Here is a 19235-nt window from a genome sequence, read left to right as displayed (position 1 = left end):
TTTCATCCGGAACCCGGACGAAAGTAAAAATGCATATGAGTTGCACTAAAAAAGCGACTCACATTGTTCCGTTATAATGCCTGAAGTAGATCACAGAATATATCTTCAGGAATCGCATATCTATTAAGTTACTCACTCTTTTGTATTTATGACATGCGCGTGTTTGTATAAATGTAAATGTGAGTCCTTGTTCCACTCTCGTGCAGCATCGCTGGTCATACGCGAACACGTACAAACAGCAATGGTGAGGCGGCATCAAGAGCAGGGATCCGTCATTTATGCGAGCATTTTACCCCAAAAACCTTTTATTTATAAGGGTCATTGCGAATTATCTGATGCAAAGTTATGTTATGTTAGGCAAAGTAATCTTCTATTATTAATAAGCACAACAAAACCTTTTTGAATATTAAATAATAATTAATTAGCATCATCCTCATTCATTAATCCCGCTTAACAATAGTTTCACACCTTGCACCCATTACGACACCTCGGAAATCATCACGCTGTTAAACTCTCCGTAATGCGGAAATATCATCATCACGATTCATTAGTGAATTCTTAAACGAGGCATTTTCAAACAATTATCTTACAGATAAAAAAACCACACTCACAATTAAGAATCAGAACAATTCACTACATAACATTAATTATTAAGCATATACACCTCATTATTTTGCCATTATTAAGTTATTAACAGCACAATCAAGCCTTCCACTCTGGCAAAATCTTATTCTGCAGACCTTCAAAACGCCGTCCTGGGGGAGTACATTGTTCTAAGCTGACTTCCACGGCAGGGAGTGGCGATAACAGCAAAAAAGGTCAAGATTCATGTCCCCCATTGAAAAATCCAGCAAATTAGAGAATGTCTGTTACGACATCCGTGGTCCGGTGCTGAAAGAAGCAAAACGCCTGGAAGAAGAAGGTAACAAGGTACTGAAACTGAACATCGGCAATCCTGCCCCGTTCGGTTTTGACGCGCCAGATGAAATCCTCGTTGACGTGATTCGCAACCTGCCTACCGCTCAAGGGTATTGCGATTCCAAAGGGCTTTACTCCGCACGTAAAGCCATCATGCAGCACTACCAGGCTCGTGGCATGCGTGATGTTACCGTGGAAGATATTTACATCGGCAATGGTGTATCGGAGCTTATCGTTCAGGCAATGCAGGCATTGCTGAACAGCGGGGACGAAATGTTGGTTCCTGCACCTGATTACCCACTATGGACCGCGGCGGTTTCGCTCTCCAGCGGTAAAGCGGTGCATTATCTTTGCGATGAATCCTCTGACTGGTTCCCGGACCTTGATGATATTCGCGCTAAAATTACGCCTCGTACGCGTGGGATCGTTATTATCAACCCAAATAACCCAACCGGCGCGGTATATTCCAAAGAGCTTTTAATGGAGATAGTGGAGATTGCACGTCAGCATAATCTCATTATCTTCGCCGATGAAATTTATGACAAAATTCTCTACGACGACGCTGAGCATCACTCAATTGCGCCGCTGGCACCTGATCTGCTGACCATTACCTTTAACGGACTGTCGAAAACGTACCGCGTTGCTGGCTTCCGTCAGGGGTGGATGGTGTTGAACGGGCCGAAAAAACACGCCAAAGGTTACATCGAAGGTCTGGAAATGCTGGCTTCAATGCGCCTGTGTGCTAACGTTCCTGCGCAACACGCCATTCAGACCGCGCTGGGCGGTTATCAGAGCATCAGTGAATTTATTACCCCTGGCGGTCGTCTTTATGAGCAGCGTAACCGCGCATGGGAATTGATCAATGATATTCCGGGCGTTTCCTGCGTGAAACCTCGTGGTGCGCTGTACATGTTCCCGAAAATCGACGCCAAACGCTTTAATATTCACGACGATCAGAAAATGGTGCTGGATTTCCTGTTGCAGGAAAAAGTTCTGTTGGTGCAAGGGACGGCATTCAACTGGCCGTGGCCGGATCACTTCCGCATTGTCACGCTACCGCGTGTCGATGATATCGAGCTGTCTTTGAGTAAGTTCGCGCGTTTCCTTTCTGGTTATCATCAGCTGTAATCTTAATTTCACTGCCGGAGATTGCATCCGGCAGTGTTATCCCGCCACAATGACCTGATGATGTCATCATACGTAAGGTCACTATGAAACAGAGCCATTTTTTTGCCCATCTCTCCCGCCTGAAACTCATTAACCGCTGGCCGCTAATGCGCAACGTGCGGACGGAAAATGTGTCCGAACACAGTTTGCAGGTAGCGATGGTCGCCCATGCGCTGGCTGCTATCAAAAATCGGAAATTTGGCGGTAATGTCAACGCCGAACGTATCGCTTTACTGGCGATGTACCACGATGCCTCAGAAGTGCTTACCGGCGATCTCCCTACCCCGGTGAAATACTTCAATTCGCAAATCGCTCAGGAGTACAAGGCGATTGAAAAAATCGCTCAGCAAAAACTGGTCGATATGGTTCCGGAAGAGCTGCGGGATATCTTTGCGCCGTTAATTGACGAGCATGCATATAGCGATGAAGAAAAATCGCTGGTGAAACAGGCAGATGCACTCTGTGCATATCTGAAATGTCTGGAAGAACTCGCGGCGGGAAATAATGAATTCTTGCTGGCAAAAACGCGACTGGAAGCGACGCTTGAAGCGCGCCGCAGCCAGGAGATGGACTACTTCATGGAAGTCTTTGTTCCCAGCTTCCATCTTTCGCTCGATGAGATTAGCCAGGATTCACCGCTGTAAGCAGCCGGAGTCTGCGTCGCATCGGGCAATAAGCGCCGGATGCGACATCAGCCTCTTGTCAAAACGGAAACAGCATCGGGATCATCACCACACAAACCGCCATCACGATAATGGTGAACGGTACCCCCAACTTCACAAAGTCACTGAAGCTGTAATTTCCCGGGCCTAAAACCAGTGTGTTAACCGGTGAAGAAACCGGTGTCATAAAGGCGGCGGATGCTGCCATCGCCACGACCATCGCAAATGGATAAGGCGACACACCCATCGTTTTGGCAGCAGCCAGCGCAATCGGAGCCATCAACACCGCCGTCGCGGTATTAGAAATAAATAGCCCAATAACCGCCGACAAGACAAACAAACACCCCAGCATCATATGTGGCCCATAACCGCCGCCAATGTCCATCAGCCCTTTCACCGCCAGCGCGACACCTCCCGTTTTCTGTAATGCCACAGCAAATGGCATCATCCCAACGATCAAAATAATGCTCGGCCAGTGAATGGATTTATAGGCGCTTTCAGCATCTATACAGCGGAATTTCCCCATCAGCAGGCAGGCGATGATAGCGGCAACAGGATTAGGAATTTCATCGGTCAGCATTAACGCCACCATCAACACCAGGCAAAAAATGGCATGAGGTGCCTGACTGTGTGCTGGCGATGCTTCACTCACTTCTTCTGGTAAGTTCAGCGCCACAAAGTCACGCCCCTGTTTTGCCAGCATACCGATCAGTTTCCAGTTACCCACAACCAGGATGATATCGCCCAGCAGCAGAGGCTCATCCGCCAGCGAACCTTCCATCGCCTCGCCATTGCGCTTTAGCCCCACCACATTCAGTCCGTAGCGGGTACGAAAACCAATTTCGCGCACCGATTTACCAATAAGTTCAGACTCAGGAATTAATGAAATCTCTGCCATGCCCACATCAAGGGCCTGGTCAGAAAAATACTCGCCGCGCAGTACCATCGGCTCCAGCAATTGCTCACTACAAAATTGCCGGAGATCGACATCAGCCGCAGACATATCAATAAGCAAAACGTCACGCGCGCGAAATTCAGAAACCCCATTAACGTTCACGATAACGCGACGAAAACGCCGCCAGCGTTCAACACCGATGACGTTAGCGCCATAACGCTCACGTAATTTGAGATCGTCCAGCCGTTGACCAATCATTGGCGAACCGGGGCGAATAGCCAGACGACGCGCACGCCCGGTCAGTCGATATTCACGGATAAGATCGCGAAAGGTTCGACGCGTCCAGCCTTCGCGCTGCGGGGTCTGGGTATCCCCTTTCAGCATGAAACGCATCACTAACATATACAAAATACCCAGCACCAGCACGACCAGGCCAATAGGTGTTACGCTAAAGAAACTGAAGCCGTGATAGCCTTCACGCAGCAATTCACTGTTGACTACCAGGTTCGGCGGCGTCGCCACCAGCGTCATCATGCCGCTAATCAGCCCGGCAAAACTCAACGGCATCATCAGGCGCGACGGCGAAGTTTGCATACGCATGGCAACGCTTAACACCACGGGAATAAAGATAGCGACAACGCCGGTTGAACTCATAAACGCGCCAAGCCCCGCGACGGTCAGCATCAACAAAACCAACATTTTGATTTCACTGTTGCCCGCCACTTTGACCAGCCATGTCCCCATTACAGTGGCAACACCGGTACGGACCAAACCATCGCCAATAATGAACAAGGCGGCAATCAGGACAACGTTAGGATCGGAAAAGCCGGAAAATACTTCGGGGACCGTCAGCGTTCCGCTTAATGCAAACGCGACAATAACAAACAAAGCGACCGCATCCATACGCACTCTGCCCGTCGCAAACAAGACGATGGCAACGGCCAGTAATGAAAGAACCCAAATCAATTCACCGTTCACAACTTATCCTTGTTAATTGAGGGGGATGACTTGATTCTGCCATAAAAAAGCCCCGACGAGACGGGGCTAAATCATGATCAGGTGTTTCACTGAATAATAACATCGCCATTTGGCTGTTTGGTCACAGTAATTTGCTCCAGACTGTGGAGGACTAAATCGACCTCATTCAGGCGCGGGGTATCTGCCGGAGCGTTAACCGCAATGACATGACACCCCGCCGCCAGGCCAGAAAGCACGCCAGCGGGAGCATCTTCCACCACCACACACTCCTGCGGCGCAAGCCCCAGCAGCTGCGCGCCTAACAGATACGCATCAGGTTCTGGTTTTCCGCGCTTCACTCGCTCAGCGGTTACAAACACCTCTGGTGCGGGAAGCCCAGCTACTTTATGGCGCGCTCGCGCTACCGGCATGGAGCCAGAAGTCACAATGGCCCACGGAATACCTGCTTTATTCAAATGATTGAGTAAGGCGATTGCCCCCGGAAGCGCGGTAATACCCTCGGTTTCCGTGGCCTCGATTTGCTCCAGACGCGTAAACTCGGCGGCAATATCAGCCTCGGATTTGCCCGCCATAAAATGGCGCAGAGAGGTGATCGCCTGTTTACCGTGAATGAAAGCCAGCACCTCTTCCGGCGCTAACCCATGACGTCTGGCCCAGTTGCTCCACGCCCGCTCTACCGCAGGCAGGGAATCCACCAGCGTTCCATCAAGATCAAACAGAAAACCTTTGCACCGCACGCGGGCCTCCTCAGGCGTTGATAATTTGATTAATTTCGTTGGCGCTCAAATGGTACTGACGCGGGCAGGCATGCCACACATTAAGCATGCGCTGATATTTTTCCCACATTGGCGTCTGGGCGTTAAAACCGTGAGTTCCGGCGTCAAAATGGGTATAGCGCCCTTCCACATTAACCATAAAGCGGACATAACCGAGGTAACGTGCTTCAGTGGCGGCGTCAAAGCCGAGGAAGGTGACACGACGTTCATCGATGGATTGCTGGTCCTGCAAATTAGACCAGGAAACATGCAACGCATGATACATCTCCATAATGTCGATGATAGTGCGGCAGGTTTCTTCTTTCAGCTCGCCAAACTCGCGATCCAGTTCACGCATCTGTAATCCATAACCACGCTCAATGATTGTTTGCAGGCGACGGTAACGTTCAGCATTTGCCGGATCGAGCATAGTCATCATCTTGTACTGGTTAGACAAAATAAGACGTTGCGCGTTGGTCATTTCCATTGTTGACTCCTGTATCACTCTACTACGGTGAAAAAAAAGAAGGCTGAGTATGCCTTCTTTTATATGCGTAATCAGGGGTCAATTACAAATCATCAAGGAAAGTTTTATCCAGTTGTTTGAAGGCGCGCTTAAGCGTGTCAGCTAATGCCTGGTAATCAGGCTTGCCTTCAACGGGTGCCAACACCTGTCCAGACTCCTGCAATTTACCGCGAACTTCATAAAACCAGTTGAGGATAGCAGGGGGTAATGGCGTTACAGAACGCTTGCCCAGCCACCACAATCCCTGCATGGGTAAACTTAAGGCGAACAGCGCAGTGGCAACTGCCGGCCCAAGCTGACCGCCCAGGGCAATCTGCCAGCAGAGAGTAAATACGGCGATCGGCGGCATAAAACGGATCGCATAACGCGTCATCTTGATAACGCGATTTTCGACAAAGACTGGGGCAAGGCGTTTTTCCAGCGGCCACGTCTTTGAGTAATGCTGTCCCCGGCGAAACAAGCTAAAAAAATTAACAGAACGATTATCCGGCGTTGACATGCTTCACCTCAACTTCACATATAAAGATTCAAAAATTTGTGCAAATTCACAACTCAGCGGGACAACGTTCAAAACATTTTGTCTTCCATACCCACTATCAGGTATCCTTTAGCAGCCTGAAGGCCTAAGTAGTACATATTCATTGAGTCGTCAAATTCATATACATTATGCCATTGGCTGAAAATTACGCAAAATGGCATAGACTCAAGATATTTCTTCCATCATGCAAAAAAAATTTGCAGTGCATGATGTTAATCATAAATGTCGGTGTCATCATGCGCTACGCTCTATGGCTCCCTGACGTTTTTTTAGCCACGTATCAATTATAGGTACTTCCATGTCGAGTAAGTTAGTACTGGTTCTGAACTGCGGTAGTTCTTCACTGAAATTTGCCATCATCGATGCAGTAAATGGTGAAGAGTACCTTTCTGGTTTAGCCGAATGTTTCCACCTGCCCGAAGCACGTATCAAATGGAAAATGGACGGCAATAAACAGGAAGCGGCTTTAGGTGCAGGCGCCGCTCACAGCGAAGCGCTCAACTTTATCGTTAATACTATTCTGGCACAAAAACCAGAACTGTCTGCGCAGCTGACTGCTATCGGTCACCGTATCGTACACGGCGGCGAAAAGTATACCAGCTCCGTAGTGATCGATGAGTCTGTTATTCAGGGTATCAAAGATGCAGCTTCTTTTGCACCGCTGCACAACCCGGCTCACCTGATCGGTATCGAAGAAGCTCTGAAATCTTTCCCACAGCTGAAAGACAAAAACGTTGCTGTATTTGACACCGCGTTCCACCAGACTATGCCGGAAGAGTCTTACCTCTACGCCCTGCCGTACAACCTGTACAAAGAGCACGGCATCCGTCGTTACGGCGCGCACGGCACCAGCCACTTCTATGTAACCCAGGAAGCGGCAAAAATGCTGAACAAACCGGTAGAAGAACTGAACATCATCACCTGCCACCTGGGCAACGGTGGTTCCGTTTCTGCTATCCGCAACGGTAAATGCGTTGACACCTCTATGGGCCTGACCCCGCTGGAAGGTCTGGTCATGGGTACCCGTTCTGGTGATATCGATCCGGCGATCATCTTCCACCTGCACGACACCCTGGGCATGAGCGTTGACGCAATCAACAAACTGCTGACCAAAGAGTCTGGCCTGCTGGGTCTGACCGAAGTGACCAGCGACTGCCGCTATGTTGAAGACAACTACGCGACGAAAGAAGACGCGAAGCGCGCAATGGACGTTTACTGCCACCGCCTGGCGAAATACATCGGTGCCTACACTGCGCTGATGGATGGTCGTCTGGACGCTGTTGTATTCACCGGTGGTATCGGTGAAAATGCCGCGATGGTTCGTGAACTGTCTCTGGGCAAACTGGGCGTGCTGGGCTTTGAAGTTGATCATGAACGCAACCTGGCTGCACGTTTCGGCAAATCTGGTTTCATCAACAAAGAAGGTACCCGTCCTGCGGTGGTTATCCCAACCAACGAAGAACTGGTTATCGCGCAAGACGCGAGCCGCCTGACTGCCTGATTTCACACCGCCAGCTAAGCTGGCGGTGCTGTTTTGTAACCCGCCAAATCGGCGGTAACGAAAGAGGATAAACCGTGTCCCGTATTATTATGCTGATCCCTACCGGAACCAGCGTCGGTCTGACCAGCGTCAGCCTTGGCGTGATCCGTGCAATGGAACGCAAAGGCGTTCGTCTGAGCGTTTTCAAACCTATCGCTCAGCCGCGTACCGGTGGCGATGCGCCCGATCAGACTACGACTATCGTGCGTGCGAACTCTTCCACCACGACGGCCGCTGAACCGCTGAAAATGAGCTACGTTGAAGGTCTGCTTTCCAGCAATCAGAAAGATGTGCTGATGGAAGAGATCGTCGCGAACTACCACGCTAACACCAAAGACGCTGAAGTCGTTCTGGTTGAAGGTCTGGTCCCGACACGTAAACACCAGTTTGCCCAGTCTCTGAACTACGAAATCGCTAAAACGCTGAATGCGGAAATCGTCTTCGTTATGTCTCAGGGCACTGATACTCCGGAACAGTTGAAAGAGCGTATCGAACTGACTCGCAACAGCTTCGGCGGTGCAAAAAACACCAATATTACCGGCGTTATCGTTAACAAACTGAACGCTCCGGTTGATGAGCAGGGTCGTACCCGTCCGGATCTGTCCGAGATTTTTGACGACTCCACCAAAGCAAAAGTGAACAACGTTGATCCGGCGAAGCTGCAAGAATCCAGCCCGCTGCCGGTTCTCGGCGCTGTGCCGTGGAGCTTTGACCTGATCGCGACTCGTGCGATCGATATGGCTCGCCACCTGAATGCGACCATCATCAACGAAGGTGACATCAATACTCGCCGCGTTAAATCCGTCACTTTCTGCGCACGCAGCATTCCACACATGCTGGAGCACTTCCGTGCTGGTTCTCTGCTGGTGACTTCCGCAGACCGTCCTGACGTGCTGGTTGCCGCGTGCCTGGCTGCCATGAACGGCGTAGAAATCGGTGCCCTGCTGCTGACTGGCGGCTACGAAATGGACGCGCGCATTTCTAAACTGTGCGAACGTGCTTTCGCTACCGGCCTGCCGGTATTTATGGTGAACACCAACACCTGGCAGACTTCTCTGAGCCTGCAGAGCTTCAACCTGGAAGTTCCGGTTGACGATCACGAGCGTATCGAGAAAGTTCAGGAATACGTTGCTAACTACATCAACGCTGACTGGATCGATTCTCTGACTGCCACTTCTGAGCGCAGCCGCCGTCTGTCTCCGCCAGCGTTCCGTTATCAGCTGACTGAACTTGCGCGCAAAGCGGGCAAACGTATCGTTCTGCCGGAAGGTGACGAACCGCGTACCGTTAAAGCAGCCGCTATCTGTGCTGAACGTGGTATCGCAACTTGCGTACTGCTGGGTAATCCGGCAGAGATCAACCGTGTTGCAGCGTCTCAGGGTGTAGAACTGGGTGCAGGCATTGAAATCGTTGATCCAGAAGTGGTTCGCGAAAGCTATGTTGGTCGTCTGGTCGAACTGCGTAAGAACAAAGGCATGACCGAAACCGTTGCCCGCGAACAGCTGGAAGACAACGTGGTTCTCGGTACGCTGATGCTGGAACAAGATGAAGTTGATGGTCTGGTTTCCGGTGCTGTTCACACCACCGCAAACACCATCCGTCCGCCGCTGCAGCTGATCAAAACTGCACCGGGCAGCTCCCTGGTATCTTCCGTGTTCTTCATGCTGTTGCCGGAACAGGTTTACGTTTACGGTGACTGTGCGATCAACCCGGATCCGACTGCAGAACAGCTGGCAGAAATCGCGATTCAGTCCGCTGATTCCGCTGCGGCCTTCGGTATCGAACCGCGCGTTGCTATGCTCTCCTACTCCACCGGTACTTCTGGTGCTGGTAGCGACGTAGAAAAAGTTCGCGAAGCAACTCGTCTGGCGCAGGAAAAACGTCCTGACCTGATGATCGACGGTCCGCTGCAGTACGACGCTGCGGTAATGGCTGACGTTGCGAAATCCAAAGCGCCGAACTCTCCGGTTGCAGGTCGCGCTACCGTGTTCATCTTCCCGGATCTGAACACCGGTAACACCACCTACAAAGCGGTACAGCGTTCTGCCGATCTGATCTCCATCGGGCCGATGCTGCAGGGTATGCGCAAGCCGGTTAACGATCTGTCCCGTGGCGCACTGGTTGACGATATCGTCTACACCATCGCGCTGACTGCGATTCAGTCTGCACAGCAGCAGTAATCTCGTCATCATCCGCAGCTTTGCGCTGCGGATATCGGAACCGGAAATAGTCACTATTTCCGGTTTTTTATTCTCTTAATTTGCATTAATCCTTTCTGATTATCTTGCTTAACTGCGCTGCATCAATGAATTGCGCCATCTCACTTTGCATACTTACCACTTTGTTTTGTGCAAGGGAATATTTGCGCTATGTCCGCAATCACTGAATCTAAACCAACAAGAAGATGGGCAATGCCCGATACGTTGGTGATTATCTTTTTTGTTGCCATTTTAACCAGCCTTGCCACCTGGGTAGTTCCGGTGGGCATGTTTGACAGTCAGGAAGTGCAGTATCAGGTTGATGGTCAAACAAAAACACGCAAAGTCGTAGATCCACACTCATTCCGCATTCTGACTAACGAAGCAGGCGAACCTGAGTATCACCGCGTACAACTGTTCACGACGGGCGATGAACGCCCGGGTCTGATGAACTTCCCGTTTGAAGGGTTAACCTCAGGATCGAAATACGGGACAGCCGTTGGCATCATCATGTTTATGCTGGTGATTGGCGGCGCGTTTGGCATTGTGATGCGTACAGGAACCATTGATAACGGTATCCTGGCGCTTATTCGCCATACTCGCGGGAATGAAATTCTCTTTATTCCTGCGCTGTTTATTCTGTTTTCACTTGGCGGTGCGGTATTTGGTATGGGGGAAGAGGCCGTCGCCTTTGCCATTATCATCGCACCGCTAATGGTCCGGCTGGGCTATGACAGTATTACCACCGTCCTGGTGACTTATATTGCCACGCAAATCGGTTTTGCCAGTTCGTGGATGAACCCGTTTTGTGTGGTCGTTGCTCAGGGGATTGCCGGCGTTCCGGTGCTTTCTGGCTCCGGGTTGCGCATCGTGGTATGGGTTATCGCCACTCTGATTGGCCTGATCTTTACCATGGTGTACGCCTCACGAGTGAAAAAGAATCCTCTTCTGTCACGCGTGCATGAGTCCGACCGCTTCTTTCGTGAAAAGCAGGCGGATGTTGAACAACGTCCGTTTACCTTTGGTGACTGGCTGGTATTGATTGTCCTGACCGCCGTAATGGTCTGGGTGATTTGGGGCGTGATCGTTAATGCCTGGTTTATTCCAGAAATTGCCAGCCAGTTCTTCACCATGGGTCTGGTGATTGGCATCATCGGCGTCGTTTTCCGCCTTAACGGCATGACGGTTAATACCATGGCTTCATCCTTTACCGAAGGGGCGCGAATGATGATCGCCCCTGCCCTGCTGGTGGGTTTCGCCAAAGGGATTTTGCTGCTGGTCGGTAATGGTGAAGCGGGTGATGCCAGCGTGTTAAATACCATCCTCAACAGCATTGCCAATGCCATTAGCGGTCTGGATAACGCGGTCGCGGCCTGGTTTATGTTGCTCTTCCAGGCAGTATTTAATTTCTTCGTGACGTCCGGTTCTGGTCAGGCGGCGTTAACCATGCCGTTACTGGCACCGCTTGGCGATCTGGTCGGTGTTAACCGTCAGGTTACCGTGCTGGCGTTCCAGTTTGGTGATGGCTTCAGCCACATCATTTACCCGACCTCAGCTTCGTTAATGGCAACGCTCGGTGTTTGCCGGGTGGACTTCCGTAACTGGCTGAAGGTGGGCGCGACACTGCTTGGACTGCTGTTTATTATGTCCAGCGTCGTGGTGATCGGCGCTCAGTTGATGGGCTACCACTAAAAATGTTAAGAGCCGCAATTGCGGCTCTTTTTTCATTCTGCCGTTTCAGTTTCTACGGCTTCATTTTTGGCATTGCGCTTCATCCACAACGCCAGCGCTTTCAGCGAGTCTGGAGTGAACTCATCGCAGCGTGCGGTGATTTCTTCCGGCGTCAGCCAGCAAACTTCACTGACTTCATCTTCCTGTAGGGCGAAGGGACCGTGAGAGACGCAACTGAACAACGCGCCCCAGACACGGCAATTTTTATCTTCGAAATAGAACTGCCCGTGCTCGGCAAAGGGGACACCGGCAATGCCCAACTCTTCTTCCGCTTCGCGACGCGCGGATTCCAGCAGTTGCTCATCGGCCTGGACCACACCGCCTGCGGTCGCATCTAACATGCCGGGTAAAAAGTCTTTTGTCTCGGTACGACGCTGGACCAGAATTTTGCCCATGCCATCATGCACGACGATGTAAGTTGCACGATGACGCAGACACTGTGCCCGCATTTGTTCCCGGCTGGCTTGTGCAATGACTTCGTTCTCTTCATTGACAATATCCACCCATTCAGTACTTGCCAAACGACGCTGTTCCATTATCAGGAAACCTTCTTTTTCTGGCGCTCTTACGGCGCATTTTGAGTTGTGGGTAAATTACGGATTAATCGCGACCTGCGCAATGATACTTTGATCATTGAGTGCGATTACACTAAGTACGTCATTATCCAGCATGCCATAACTCGCCGGATTACCGCCTTTAGGAATACTCACCGAGCCGGGGTTGAAGTGGAAAATCTCCCCCCGCTGTTCTGCCACTGGCAGATGGGTATGACCGTACACCAGCACATCGTTCTGGTTTAAAGCAGGTAGGTTTTCCGGGCCAAAAAGATGACCATGCGTCAAAAACAGACGTTGTTTTTCCAGTAATACCTGTTGCCACGGCGCGGTTATCGGGAAATGCAGCAGCATTTGATCCACTTCGCTGTCGCAGTTGCCGCGCACAGCGATAACCTTATGTGCCACTTCATTAAGCCGTTCAGCGACTTTGGCTGGCGCGTAACCCTCCGGTAAAGCATTACGCGGGCCGTGATTCAACACGTCGCCAAGGATCACCAGCCACTGGGCACCGCTTTGGGCAAACAACTCCAGAACACGTTCCGTCGCCGGTAACGACCCATGAATGTCCGATGCAAACATCAGTTTCATCACTCACTCCTCGTCGAAAAAACGTAAGCTATGATACTGGATTCTTTCGTTGCTATCAGCCAGATTGCTTCGCCGAAAGAGCAATAAAACGCTGGACAGACGCTCGCTGCCACTGGAATGTCGCATAATCCACCAGGCGTTCCGGCACCTCATCGCCATGTAGTACCAGGCGGTTAATCATTAGCGCCAGATCAGTATCAGCAATGCACCATTCACCAAATAAATTCGGCCGCCCCAGTGCTAACAAATGTTTTGCCATCGCGAACAGTTTCTCTGCACTGGCTTTTCCCTCGGCCGTTAGTGGCGCTTTTTTCGCCCCCGCAAAGACAACATCCGTCGGACGCTCTTCGCGGATGGGCATCAGATCGCTGCGCAACCAGGCCTGAATCTGTCGTGCACGCGCACGATTTTCTAAATCAAGCGGATAAATACGTTCCCAGGTCGGTGGCGCAAATCGATCTTCCAGATACTCCGCAATGGCAGAAGATTCACTCAACTCAAAATCATCGATTTGTAATAACGGCACACGGCGTGTCTGACCGTAACCTTGCCACGTCGGTTGCAAATGTTCACCGCTGTCGAGGTCGATGGTCTTGATATGAAACGACAGGCCTTTTTCCTGCAACGCCACCCAGGCGGATAACACATAAGGGGAGAAACAGTGGGCATCTGACCAAAGCGTGATAGCGGGTTTACTCATTATGTCCTCGGCAATAAAGGGGGGCTGGCTATCAAACTATAGAGCCTTTTTGTCACTGTCACGTGACGAATACTCACGTAAGTCGCCGCGCTTTCTATACTTGTGGTGTTCAGATGATTAGACAACCGGAGCTGCAATGATCGATCTCTATTTCGCCCCGACACCAAATGGTCACAAAATTACGCTGTTTCTCGAAGAAGCAGGGCTGGATTATCGCTTGATAAAGGTAGACCTGGGGAAAGGCGGTCAGTTTCGCCCGGAATTTTTGCGCATTTCGCCTAACAACAAAATTCCGGCAATTGTTGATCATTCTCCAGCCGATGGCGGCGAACCGCTAAGCCTCTTTGAATCTGGTGCCATTTTGTTGTATCTGGCTGAGAAAACGGGGCTCTTTTTGAGTCATGAAACGCGTGAACGCGCCGCCACATTACAGTGGTTATTCTGGCAGGTAGGCGGACTGGGGCCGATGCTTGGGCAAAATCATCATTTTAATCACGCAGCCCCCCAAACCATTCCTTACGCTATTGAACGTTATCAGGTTGAAACTCAGCGTCTGTACCATGTACTGAACAAGCGGCTGGAAAACTCGCCCTGGCTGGGTGGCGAGAACTACAGCATTGCGGATATTGCCTGCTGGCCGTGGGTTAATGCCTGGACTCGCCAGCGAATTGACCTCGCAATGTATCCGGCAGTCAAGAACTGGCATGAGCGGATCCGTTCGCGCCCTGCCACCGGGCAGGCACTGCTAAAAGCACAACTCGGTGATGAGCGTTCGGATAGTTAACAGAAACAGGTTCTCGTGTATTATTTCATCCTAAGTAAAACAACGGAGAACCTGCAATGGCACAACCTGCCGCTATTATTCGTATAAAGAACCTTCGTTTACGTACGTTTATCGGAATTAAGGAAGAAGAAATTAACAACCGTCAGGATATTGTTATCAATGTGACGATCCACTACCCCGCCGATAAAGCGCGCACTAGCGAAGATATCAACGATGCGCTGAATTATCGCACCGTAACGAAAAACATTATTCAGCATGTAGAGAATAACCGTTTCTCTTTGCTGGAAAAATTAACTCAGGATGTGCTCGATATCGCACGTGAACATCACTGGGTGACGTATGCTGAAGTGGAGATCGATAAACTGCACGCGCTGCGCTACGCCGATTCGGTATCCATGACCTTAAGCTGGCAGCGTTAACCGCCATATCGGGAGGCTGCATGAAGATAGTGATCACCGGAGGGACGGGATTAATTGGTCGCCATTTGATTCCGCGTTTGCTGGATCTGGGCCATCAAATCACGGTAGTGACGCGTAACCCGCAGAAAGCCAGTTCCGTTCTCGGCCCTCGGGTGACACTATGGCAAGGGCTTGCCGATCAAAGTAACCTCAACGGCTTTGATGCGGTAATCAACCTGGCCGGAGAGCCGATTGCTGATAAACGCTGGACTCACGAGCAAAAAGAGCGTCTCTGCCAAAGCCGCTGGAATATCACGCAAAAACTGGTCGATTTGATTAATGCCAGCGACACGCCACCGTCGGTACTCATTTCCGGCTCGGCAACGGGCTATTATGGCGACTTAGGTGAAGTGGTGGTTACCGAAGAGGAACCGCCGCATAACGAATTTACCCATAAACTCTGCGCCCGCTGGGAAGAAATTGCCTGTCGGGCACAAAGTGACAAAACGCGAGTGTGCCTGCTGCGTACCGGCGTAGTGCTGGCACCGGATGGCGGTATTCTCGGTAAAATGCTGCCGCCGTTTCGTCTTGGCCTGGGCGGGCCGATTGGTTCCGGTCGGCAGTATCTGGCCTGGATTCATATTGATGATATGGTCAACGGCATTCTCTGGCTGCTGGATAACGAGCTGCGCGGGCCATTTAATATGGTTTCGCCCTACCCGGTACGCAATGAACAATTTGCCCATGCGCTCGGTCATGCGCTGCATCGCCCGGCTATTTTGCGCGTCCCCGCAACCGCCATTCGGCTGTTAATGGGCGAATCTTCAGTACTGGTATTAGGTGGACAACGCGCGCTGCCTAAACGGCTGGAAGAAGCGGGATTTGCGTTTCGCTGGTACGATTTAGAAGAGGCGCTGGCGGATGTTGTTCGCTGATGTGGTTTACTGCAAACATCCGCCAGTTAACTCCCGGTGTTACAGGATTAGTGGCTTTGCGCGATAAGATCGTCTGGTGAAAGTCGGGTCACCATCATAACTAACTCTCTGTCTAAACCTCTCTCCAGCATCTCCTGAGCAATACGCAGGGCTTCTTCGCGTTTGCCCAGAATTAATCCATCATTCCGCCCTTCTTCACGTAATCTGTCAGCAATAGTCATCAGTTTCTCCTTTTCTTGTGGTGCGCGTTCCGCTATCTCACCAATAAATGCACGGAAACGCTGGGCATCTCCCGTTTGTAATACGTAATTAAACAGGGCTTTTAGCTGCCTGTCATTAGTGTTTCCTGTAACTAGCAGCGAAACAATTTGGTCGACTAATCCCAACAGATCGCGCTGACGAATATGTTTCTGAATTAACTCCAACAGCGCCATTTTGCGATGTTGCATAATCTCGTCATCCGGCACCACGGTAATATCCACCAGCGGAAAAGCTGATGAATATATTTTGCGGGCTATAGCAGGCTCGGCAAATTCATCAAGCCAGCAGAGTGAATAAGGATAAGGACTTCTGCAACCATGATAAAACAGCATCGGGATCACCAATGGAAGCTCTTTATAGCCTGCATCAAGATGGTTTTGCATCGCCGCAATGGAATAGCGCATCATGCGAAAAGCCATTAATTCTTCCGGCTTACTTTGGTGCTCTATCACCACATAAATATAACCCGCTCCCTCCTGCGTTTTCACAGACCACAAGAGGTCGGAATAATATTGCCGCAGGTCTTCATCAATAAAACTGTTTGGTTCCAGTTTAAGCGTCGTTAAATCACACAGTTTGCGCAGCGGCGCGGGGAGATGAATATCAATAAAATCCCGGGCGGTGTCTGGATGGCGTAAAAAAGATTTAAATACCGCATCATGCGGCGTGGAAGTTGTCGATATTGTCATGGCGTTCCGTCACCCCTCAAATTTAAGATGACGCGACAATAACCACGATTAACACCCAATGCAGCAGGCAGTTTTTATCTTTGGACAGCGAATTCAGAAGTATTTTTAGCGGGCTGCAACTTTTACATTTCAGCGGAAGCGGACTCGCAAATTTCCCTTGAAAATACTCCGGCAGCGTTAGCTACCGGAGGGGGAATTATTTCAGCGATCCCTTAAGGAACTGTTGCAGACGAGGGCTTTGCGGGTTGCCAAATAACTGCTCCGGCGCGCCTTCTTCCTCTATTTTCCCCTGATGGAGAAAAATGACGTGAGTAGAAACATGGCGAGCAAAGCCCATTTCGTGGGTCACCACCACCATGGTTTTCCCCTCTTCTGCCAGTTGCTGCATAATACGCAACACTTCGCCTACCAGTTCAGGATCGAGCGCCGAGGTAGGTTCATCAAACAGTAAAACTTCCGGTTCCATTGCCAGCGCCCTTGCGATGGAAACACGCTGTTGCTGACCGCCGGAAAGATGCACCGGATATTTCCCCTGCGCACGTTCGTCTATCCCGACTTTCGCCAGATACTTCACCGCCCGCTCGCGCGCTTCCTGCTTGCTCAGGCCCAACACCTGAATCGGCGCTTCCATGACGTTTTCCAGCACCGTCATATGGCTCCAGAGATTGAAGTGCTGGAATACCATCGTCAGGCGTGTGCGCAGTAAGCGCAGCTGATTTTTATCGGCGACTTTGAGTTGACCATCTTTGTCGCGCACCAGATTGATCGTCTGGCCATTGACCACGATCGATCCTTCGCTCGGTTTTTCGAGGAAGTTAATGCAGCGCAGAAAGGTACTTTTCCCCGATCCCGACGATCCGATGATGCTAATTACATCTCCGGCATTCGCTTGCAGTGAAACCCCTTTCAGCACTTCGTGTTCGCCGTAGCGTTTGTGCAAATCGATAACGTTTAATTTATTCTCGGACATCGTATTCTCAGTGCGTTGAAGAAGGTTTCACATGCTGCAACCAGCGTTTTTCCGCTCTGCGAAAGAGGCTGATCAGGACATAAGAGATGATTAAATAGAGCACCGCGGCAATGCCGAAGGCGGTAAAAGGTTGATACGTGGCGGCGTTAATATCGCGGGCTATTTTCAGCAGATCCGGCACAGTGGCCGTAAACGCCAGCGCAGTAGAGTGCAGCATCAGGATCACTTCGTTGCTGTATGCCGGTAACGCAATACGCAGCGCAGAAGGCAAAATAATGCAGCGATACATTTTAAAGGTCGAGAAGCCATAGGCTCTGGCGGCTTCGATTTCCCCATGCGGCACTGAACGGATCGCTCCGGCAAAAATCTCGGTGGTGTAAGCACAGGTGTTAAGCGTCAGCGCCAGCACGGTACAGTTCAGGCCACTGCGAAAAAAGGCGTTAAGGAACTCGGTTCCCTTAACAATCTCCAGCGTGTACATGCCGGAATAGAACACCAGCAACTGAACATACAGCGGCGTACCGCGAAAAATATAGGTAAATAACCAGATTGGAAACTGGATGTATTTATTACTTGAGACGCGACCAATCGCCAGAAACAGCGCCAGAACTCCGCCTATCACTACCGACAAAATCAGCAGCCACAGGGTGATCGCCACGCCAGTAAAGCGATAACCGTCAGTCCACAGCAGTGGTTTCCAGTATTCATGTAAGATTTCGATCACAGGTCAGCCCTCTTCACACCCACGGAGTAGCGGCGCTCAAGGAACAGCAGCACACCATTGGAAACGGTGGTGAAAACAAGATAAATCACGCCACAGACGATAGCGAAATAGAACGGTTCCCAGGTACTTTTGCCTGCCAGCTGCGTGGCTTTGACCACATCTTCCAGGCCGAGTAACGAAACCAGTGCGGTAGATTTGAGGATCACCTGCCAGTTGTTGCCAATGCCTGGCAGGGCGTAACGCATCATCGCCGGAAACATGATCCGCCGAAACACTTGCCCACGAGTAAAACCGAACGCCGTCGCCGCCTCTATATGTCCTTTCGGCACTGCCATAAACGCGCCACGAAACGTTTCGGTAAAGTAAGCTCCGTAGATAAAACCGAGAGTGATAATACCTGCGACCATCGGATCAATATCAATCTGCCCGACGCCCATCGCCTCCGTCACCGTGTTTAGTGCAATCTGCAAACCGTAGAAAATTAGCAGCATCAACACCAAGTCCGGCACGCCTCGAATCAGCGTGGTGTACCCTTCGAAAATCAGCCCCGAAAGCCGATTTTGCGAGAGCTTACCGCCAGCGCCAATTAAACCGATGATTACAGCGAGCACTACAGAGCTGATAGCCAGCTCCAGCGTGACGAGCGCCCCCTGTAAAATAACACCTGAAAACCCATACAACATGCTGCCTGTCCTGTCGTGTGTGGTGAATTACCGCCTCT

Annotated in this window: 19 protein-coding genes; 8 read left to right on the top strand and 11 right to left on the bottom strand. The window is 50.7% G+C overall.

What is annotated here, in order from left to right:
* The first annotated feature begins 828 nt into the window (after positions 1–828).
* Positions 829–2046 (top strand): alanine transaminase AlaA, encoded by a 1218-nt coding sequence (gene alaA, locus ACJHWR_RS10015; RefSeq protein ID WP_000074527.1) that lies wholly within the window; start codon positions 829–831, stop codon positions 2044–2046.
* An 83-nt stretch (positions 2047–2129) separates the two neighbouring features.
* On the top strand, positions 2130–2729 hold the full coding sequence (yfbR, locus tag ACJHWR_RS10010) for a 5'-deoxynucleotidase (RefSeq protein WP_000813860.1): 600 nt from the start codon (positions 2130–2132) through the stop codon (positions 2727–2729).
* 58 nt (positions 2730–2787) lie between these two features.
* Here yfbR and ACJHWR_RS10005 read toward each other — a convergent pair whose 3' ends face one another.
* The 4 genes from ACJHWR_RS10005 to yfbV all read right to left on the bottom strand — a co-directional run bounded on the left by ACJHWR_RS10005 (position 2788) and on the right by yfbV (position 6400).
* The gene (locus ACJHWR_RS10005) at positions 2788–4620 is read right to left on the bottom strand and encodes an SLC13 family permease (protein WP_001012889.1); all 1833 of its coding nucleotides are present in this window, start codon (positions 4618–4620) and stop codon (positions 2788–2790) included.
* A gap of 86 nt (positions 4621–4706) precedes the next feature.
* Positions 4707–5357, bottom strand: coding sequence for a hexitol phosphatase HxpA (gene hxpA, locus ACJHWR_RS10000; RefSeq protein ID WP_001203403.1), 651 nt, complete (start codon positions 5355–5357; stop codon positions 4707–4709).
* Positions 5358–5367: 10 nt separating this feature from the next.
* Positions 5368–5862, bottom strand: coding sequence for a YfbU family protein (locus ACJHWR_RS09995; protein ID WP_000426124.1), 495 nt, complete (start codon positions 5860–5862; stop codon positions 5368–5370).
* Positions 5863–5944: 82 nt separating this feature from the next.
* Positions 5945–6400, bottom strand: a complete 456-nt coding sequence (gene yfbV, locus ACJHWR_RS09990; RefSeq protein WP_000106627.1) for a terminus macrodomain insulation protein YfbV — start codon at positions 6398–6400, stop codon at positions 5945–5947.
* Positions 6401–6737: 337 nt separating this feature from the next.
* On the opposite strand from yfbV, the gene ackA reads away from it, so the two are divergent.
* The 3 genes from ackA to yfcC all read left to right on the top strand — a co-directional run bounded on the left by ackA (position 6738) and on the right by yfcC (position 11869).
* The gene (gene ackA, locus ACJHWR_RS09985) at positions 6738–7940 is read left to right on the top strand and encodes an acetate kinase (RefSeq protein WP_000095707.1); all 1203 of its coding nucleotides are present in this window, start codon (positions 6738–6740) and stop codon (positions 7938–7940) included.
* A gap of 74 nt (positions 7941–8014) precedes the next feature.
* Positions 8015–10159 (top strand): phosphate acetyltransferase, encoded by a 2145-nt coding sequence (gene pta, locus ACJHWR_RS09980; RefSeq protein ID WP_000086733.1) that lies wholly within the window; start codon positions 8015–8017, stop codon positions 10157–10159.
* A gap of 189 nt (positions 10160–10348) precedes the next feature.
* Entirely contained in the window at positions 10349–11869 is a 1521-nt protein-coding gene (yfcC, locus tag ACJHWR_RS09975) for a putative basic amino acid antiporter YfcC (protein ID WP_001274493.1), read from the top strand.
* A 32-nt stretch (positions 11870–11901) separates the two neighbouring features.
* Here the strand turns inward: yfcC and yfcD are convergent, their stop codons facing one another.
* Genes yfcD through yfcF form a run of 3 tightly spaced genes read right to left on the bottom strand, consistent with a single transcriptional unit; the run spans position 11902 to position 13753 of the window.
* Positions 11902–12444, bottom strand: coding sequence for an NUDIX hydrolase YfcD (gene yfcD / locus ACJHWR_RS09970; protein ID WP_000437935.1), 543 nt, complete (start codon positions 12442–12444; stop codon positions 11902–11904).
* Between the two features lie 57 nt (positions 12445–12501).
* Complete coding sequence (gene yfcE / locus ACJHWR_RS09965; protein WP_000772452.1) at positions 12502–13053, bottom strand: phosphodiesterase; 552 nt, start codon at positions 13051–13053, stop codon at positions 12502–12504.
* 55 nt (positions 13054–13108) lie between these two features.
* Complete coding sequence (gene yfcF, locus ACJHWR_RS09960; protein WP_000042412.1) at positions 13109–13753, bottom strand: glutathione transferase; 645 nt, start codon at positions 13751–13753, stop codon at positions 13109–13111.
* A gap of 136 nt (positions 13754–13889) precedes the next feature.
* Between yfcF and yfcG the strand changes: the two genes are divergently transcribed.
* Genes yfcG through ACJHWR_RS09945 form a run of 3 tightly spaced genes read left to right on the top strand, consistent with a single transcriptional unit; the run spans position 13890 to position 15870 of the window.
* Entirely contained in the window at positions 13890–14537 is a 648-nt protein-coding gene (yfcG, locus tag ACJHWR_RS09955) for a GSH-dependent disulfide bond oxidoreductase (RefSeq protein WP_000566499.1), read from the top strand.
* A gap of 56 nt (positions 14538–14593) precedes the next feature.
* Positions 14594–14956: a dihydroneopterin triphosphate 2'-epimerase gene (folX, locus tag ACJHWR_RS09950; RefSeq protein ID WP_000068457.1), complete on the top strand. Its 363-nt coding sequence runs from the start codon at positions 14594–14596 to the stop codon at positions 14954–14956.
* 20 nt (positions 14957–14976) lie between these two features.
* Entirely contained in the window at positions 14977–15870 is an 894-nt protein-coding gene (locus ACJHWR_RS09945) for a TIGR01777 family oxidoreductase (protein WP_000706592.1), read from the top strand.
* 47 nt (positions 15871–15917) lie between these two features.
* Here ACJHWR_RS09945 and rpnB read toward each other — a convergent pair whose 3' ends face one another.
* From rpnB to hisQ, 4 genes are all read right to left on the bottom strand, one after another.
* Positions 15918–16820, bottom strand: a complete 903-nt coding sequence (gene rpnB, locus ACJHWR_RS09940) for a recombination-promoting nuclease RpnB (RefSeq protein ID WP_000156126.1) — start codon at positions 16818–16820, stop codon at positions 15918–15920.
* 196 nt (positions 16821–17016) lie between these two features.
* The gene (hisP, locus tag ACJHWR_RS09935) at positions 17017–17790 is read right to left on the bottom strand and encodes a histidine ABC transporter ATP-binding protein HisP (protein WP_001293612.1); all 774 of its coding nucleotides are present in this window, start codon (positions 17788–17790) and stop codon (positions 17017–17019) included.
* A 7-nt stretch (positions 17791–17797) separates the two neighbouring features.
* Positions 17798–18514 carry an ABC transporter permease gene (locus ACJHWR_RS09930; RefSeq protein WP_000569958.1) on the bottom strand — a complete coding sequence of 239 codons (717 nt, stop codon included), beginning with the start codon at positions 18512–18514 and terminating at the stop codon, positions 17798–17800.
* Positions 18511–19197, bottom strand: a complete 687-nt coding sequence (hisQ, locus tag ACJHWR_RS09925) for a histidine ABC transporter permease HisQ (protein WP_000965518.1) — start codon at positions 19195–19197, stop codon at positions 18511–18513. Before hisQ ends, ACJHWR_RS09930 begins: the two co-directional genes overlap by 4 nt.
* Positions 19198–19235: the final 38 nt, after the last annotated feature.

This window comes from Escherichia sp. WS568 (assembly GCF_046486085.1).
GTDB classification, from domain to species: Bacteria; Pseudomonadota; Gammaproteobacteria; order Enterobacterales; family Enterobacteriaceae; genus Escherichia; species Escherichia coli.
The sequence above is the reverse complement of the archived record's forward strand: the minus strand, read 5'-3'. Positions and strand labels throughout refer to the sequence as shown.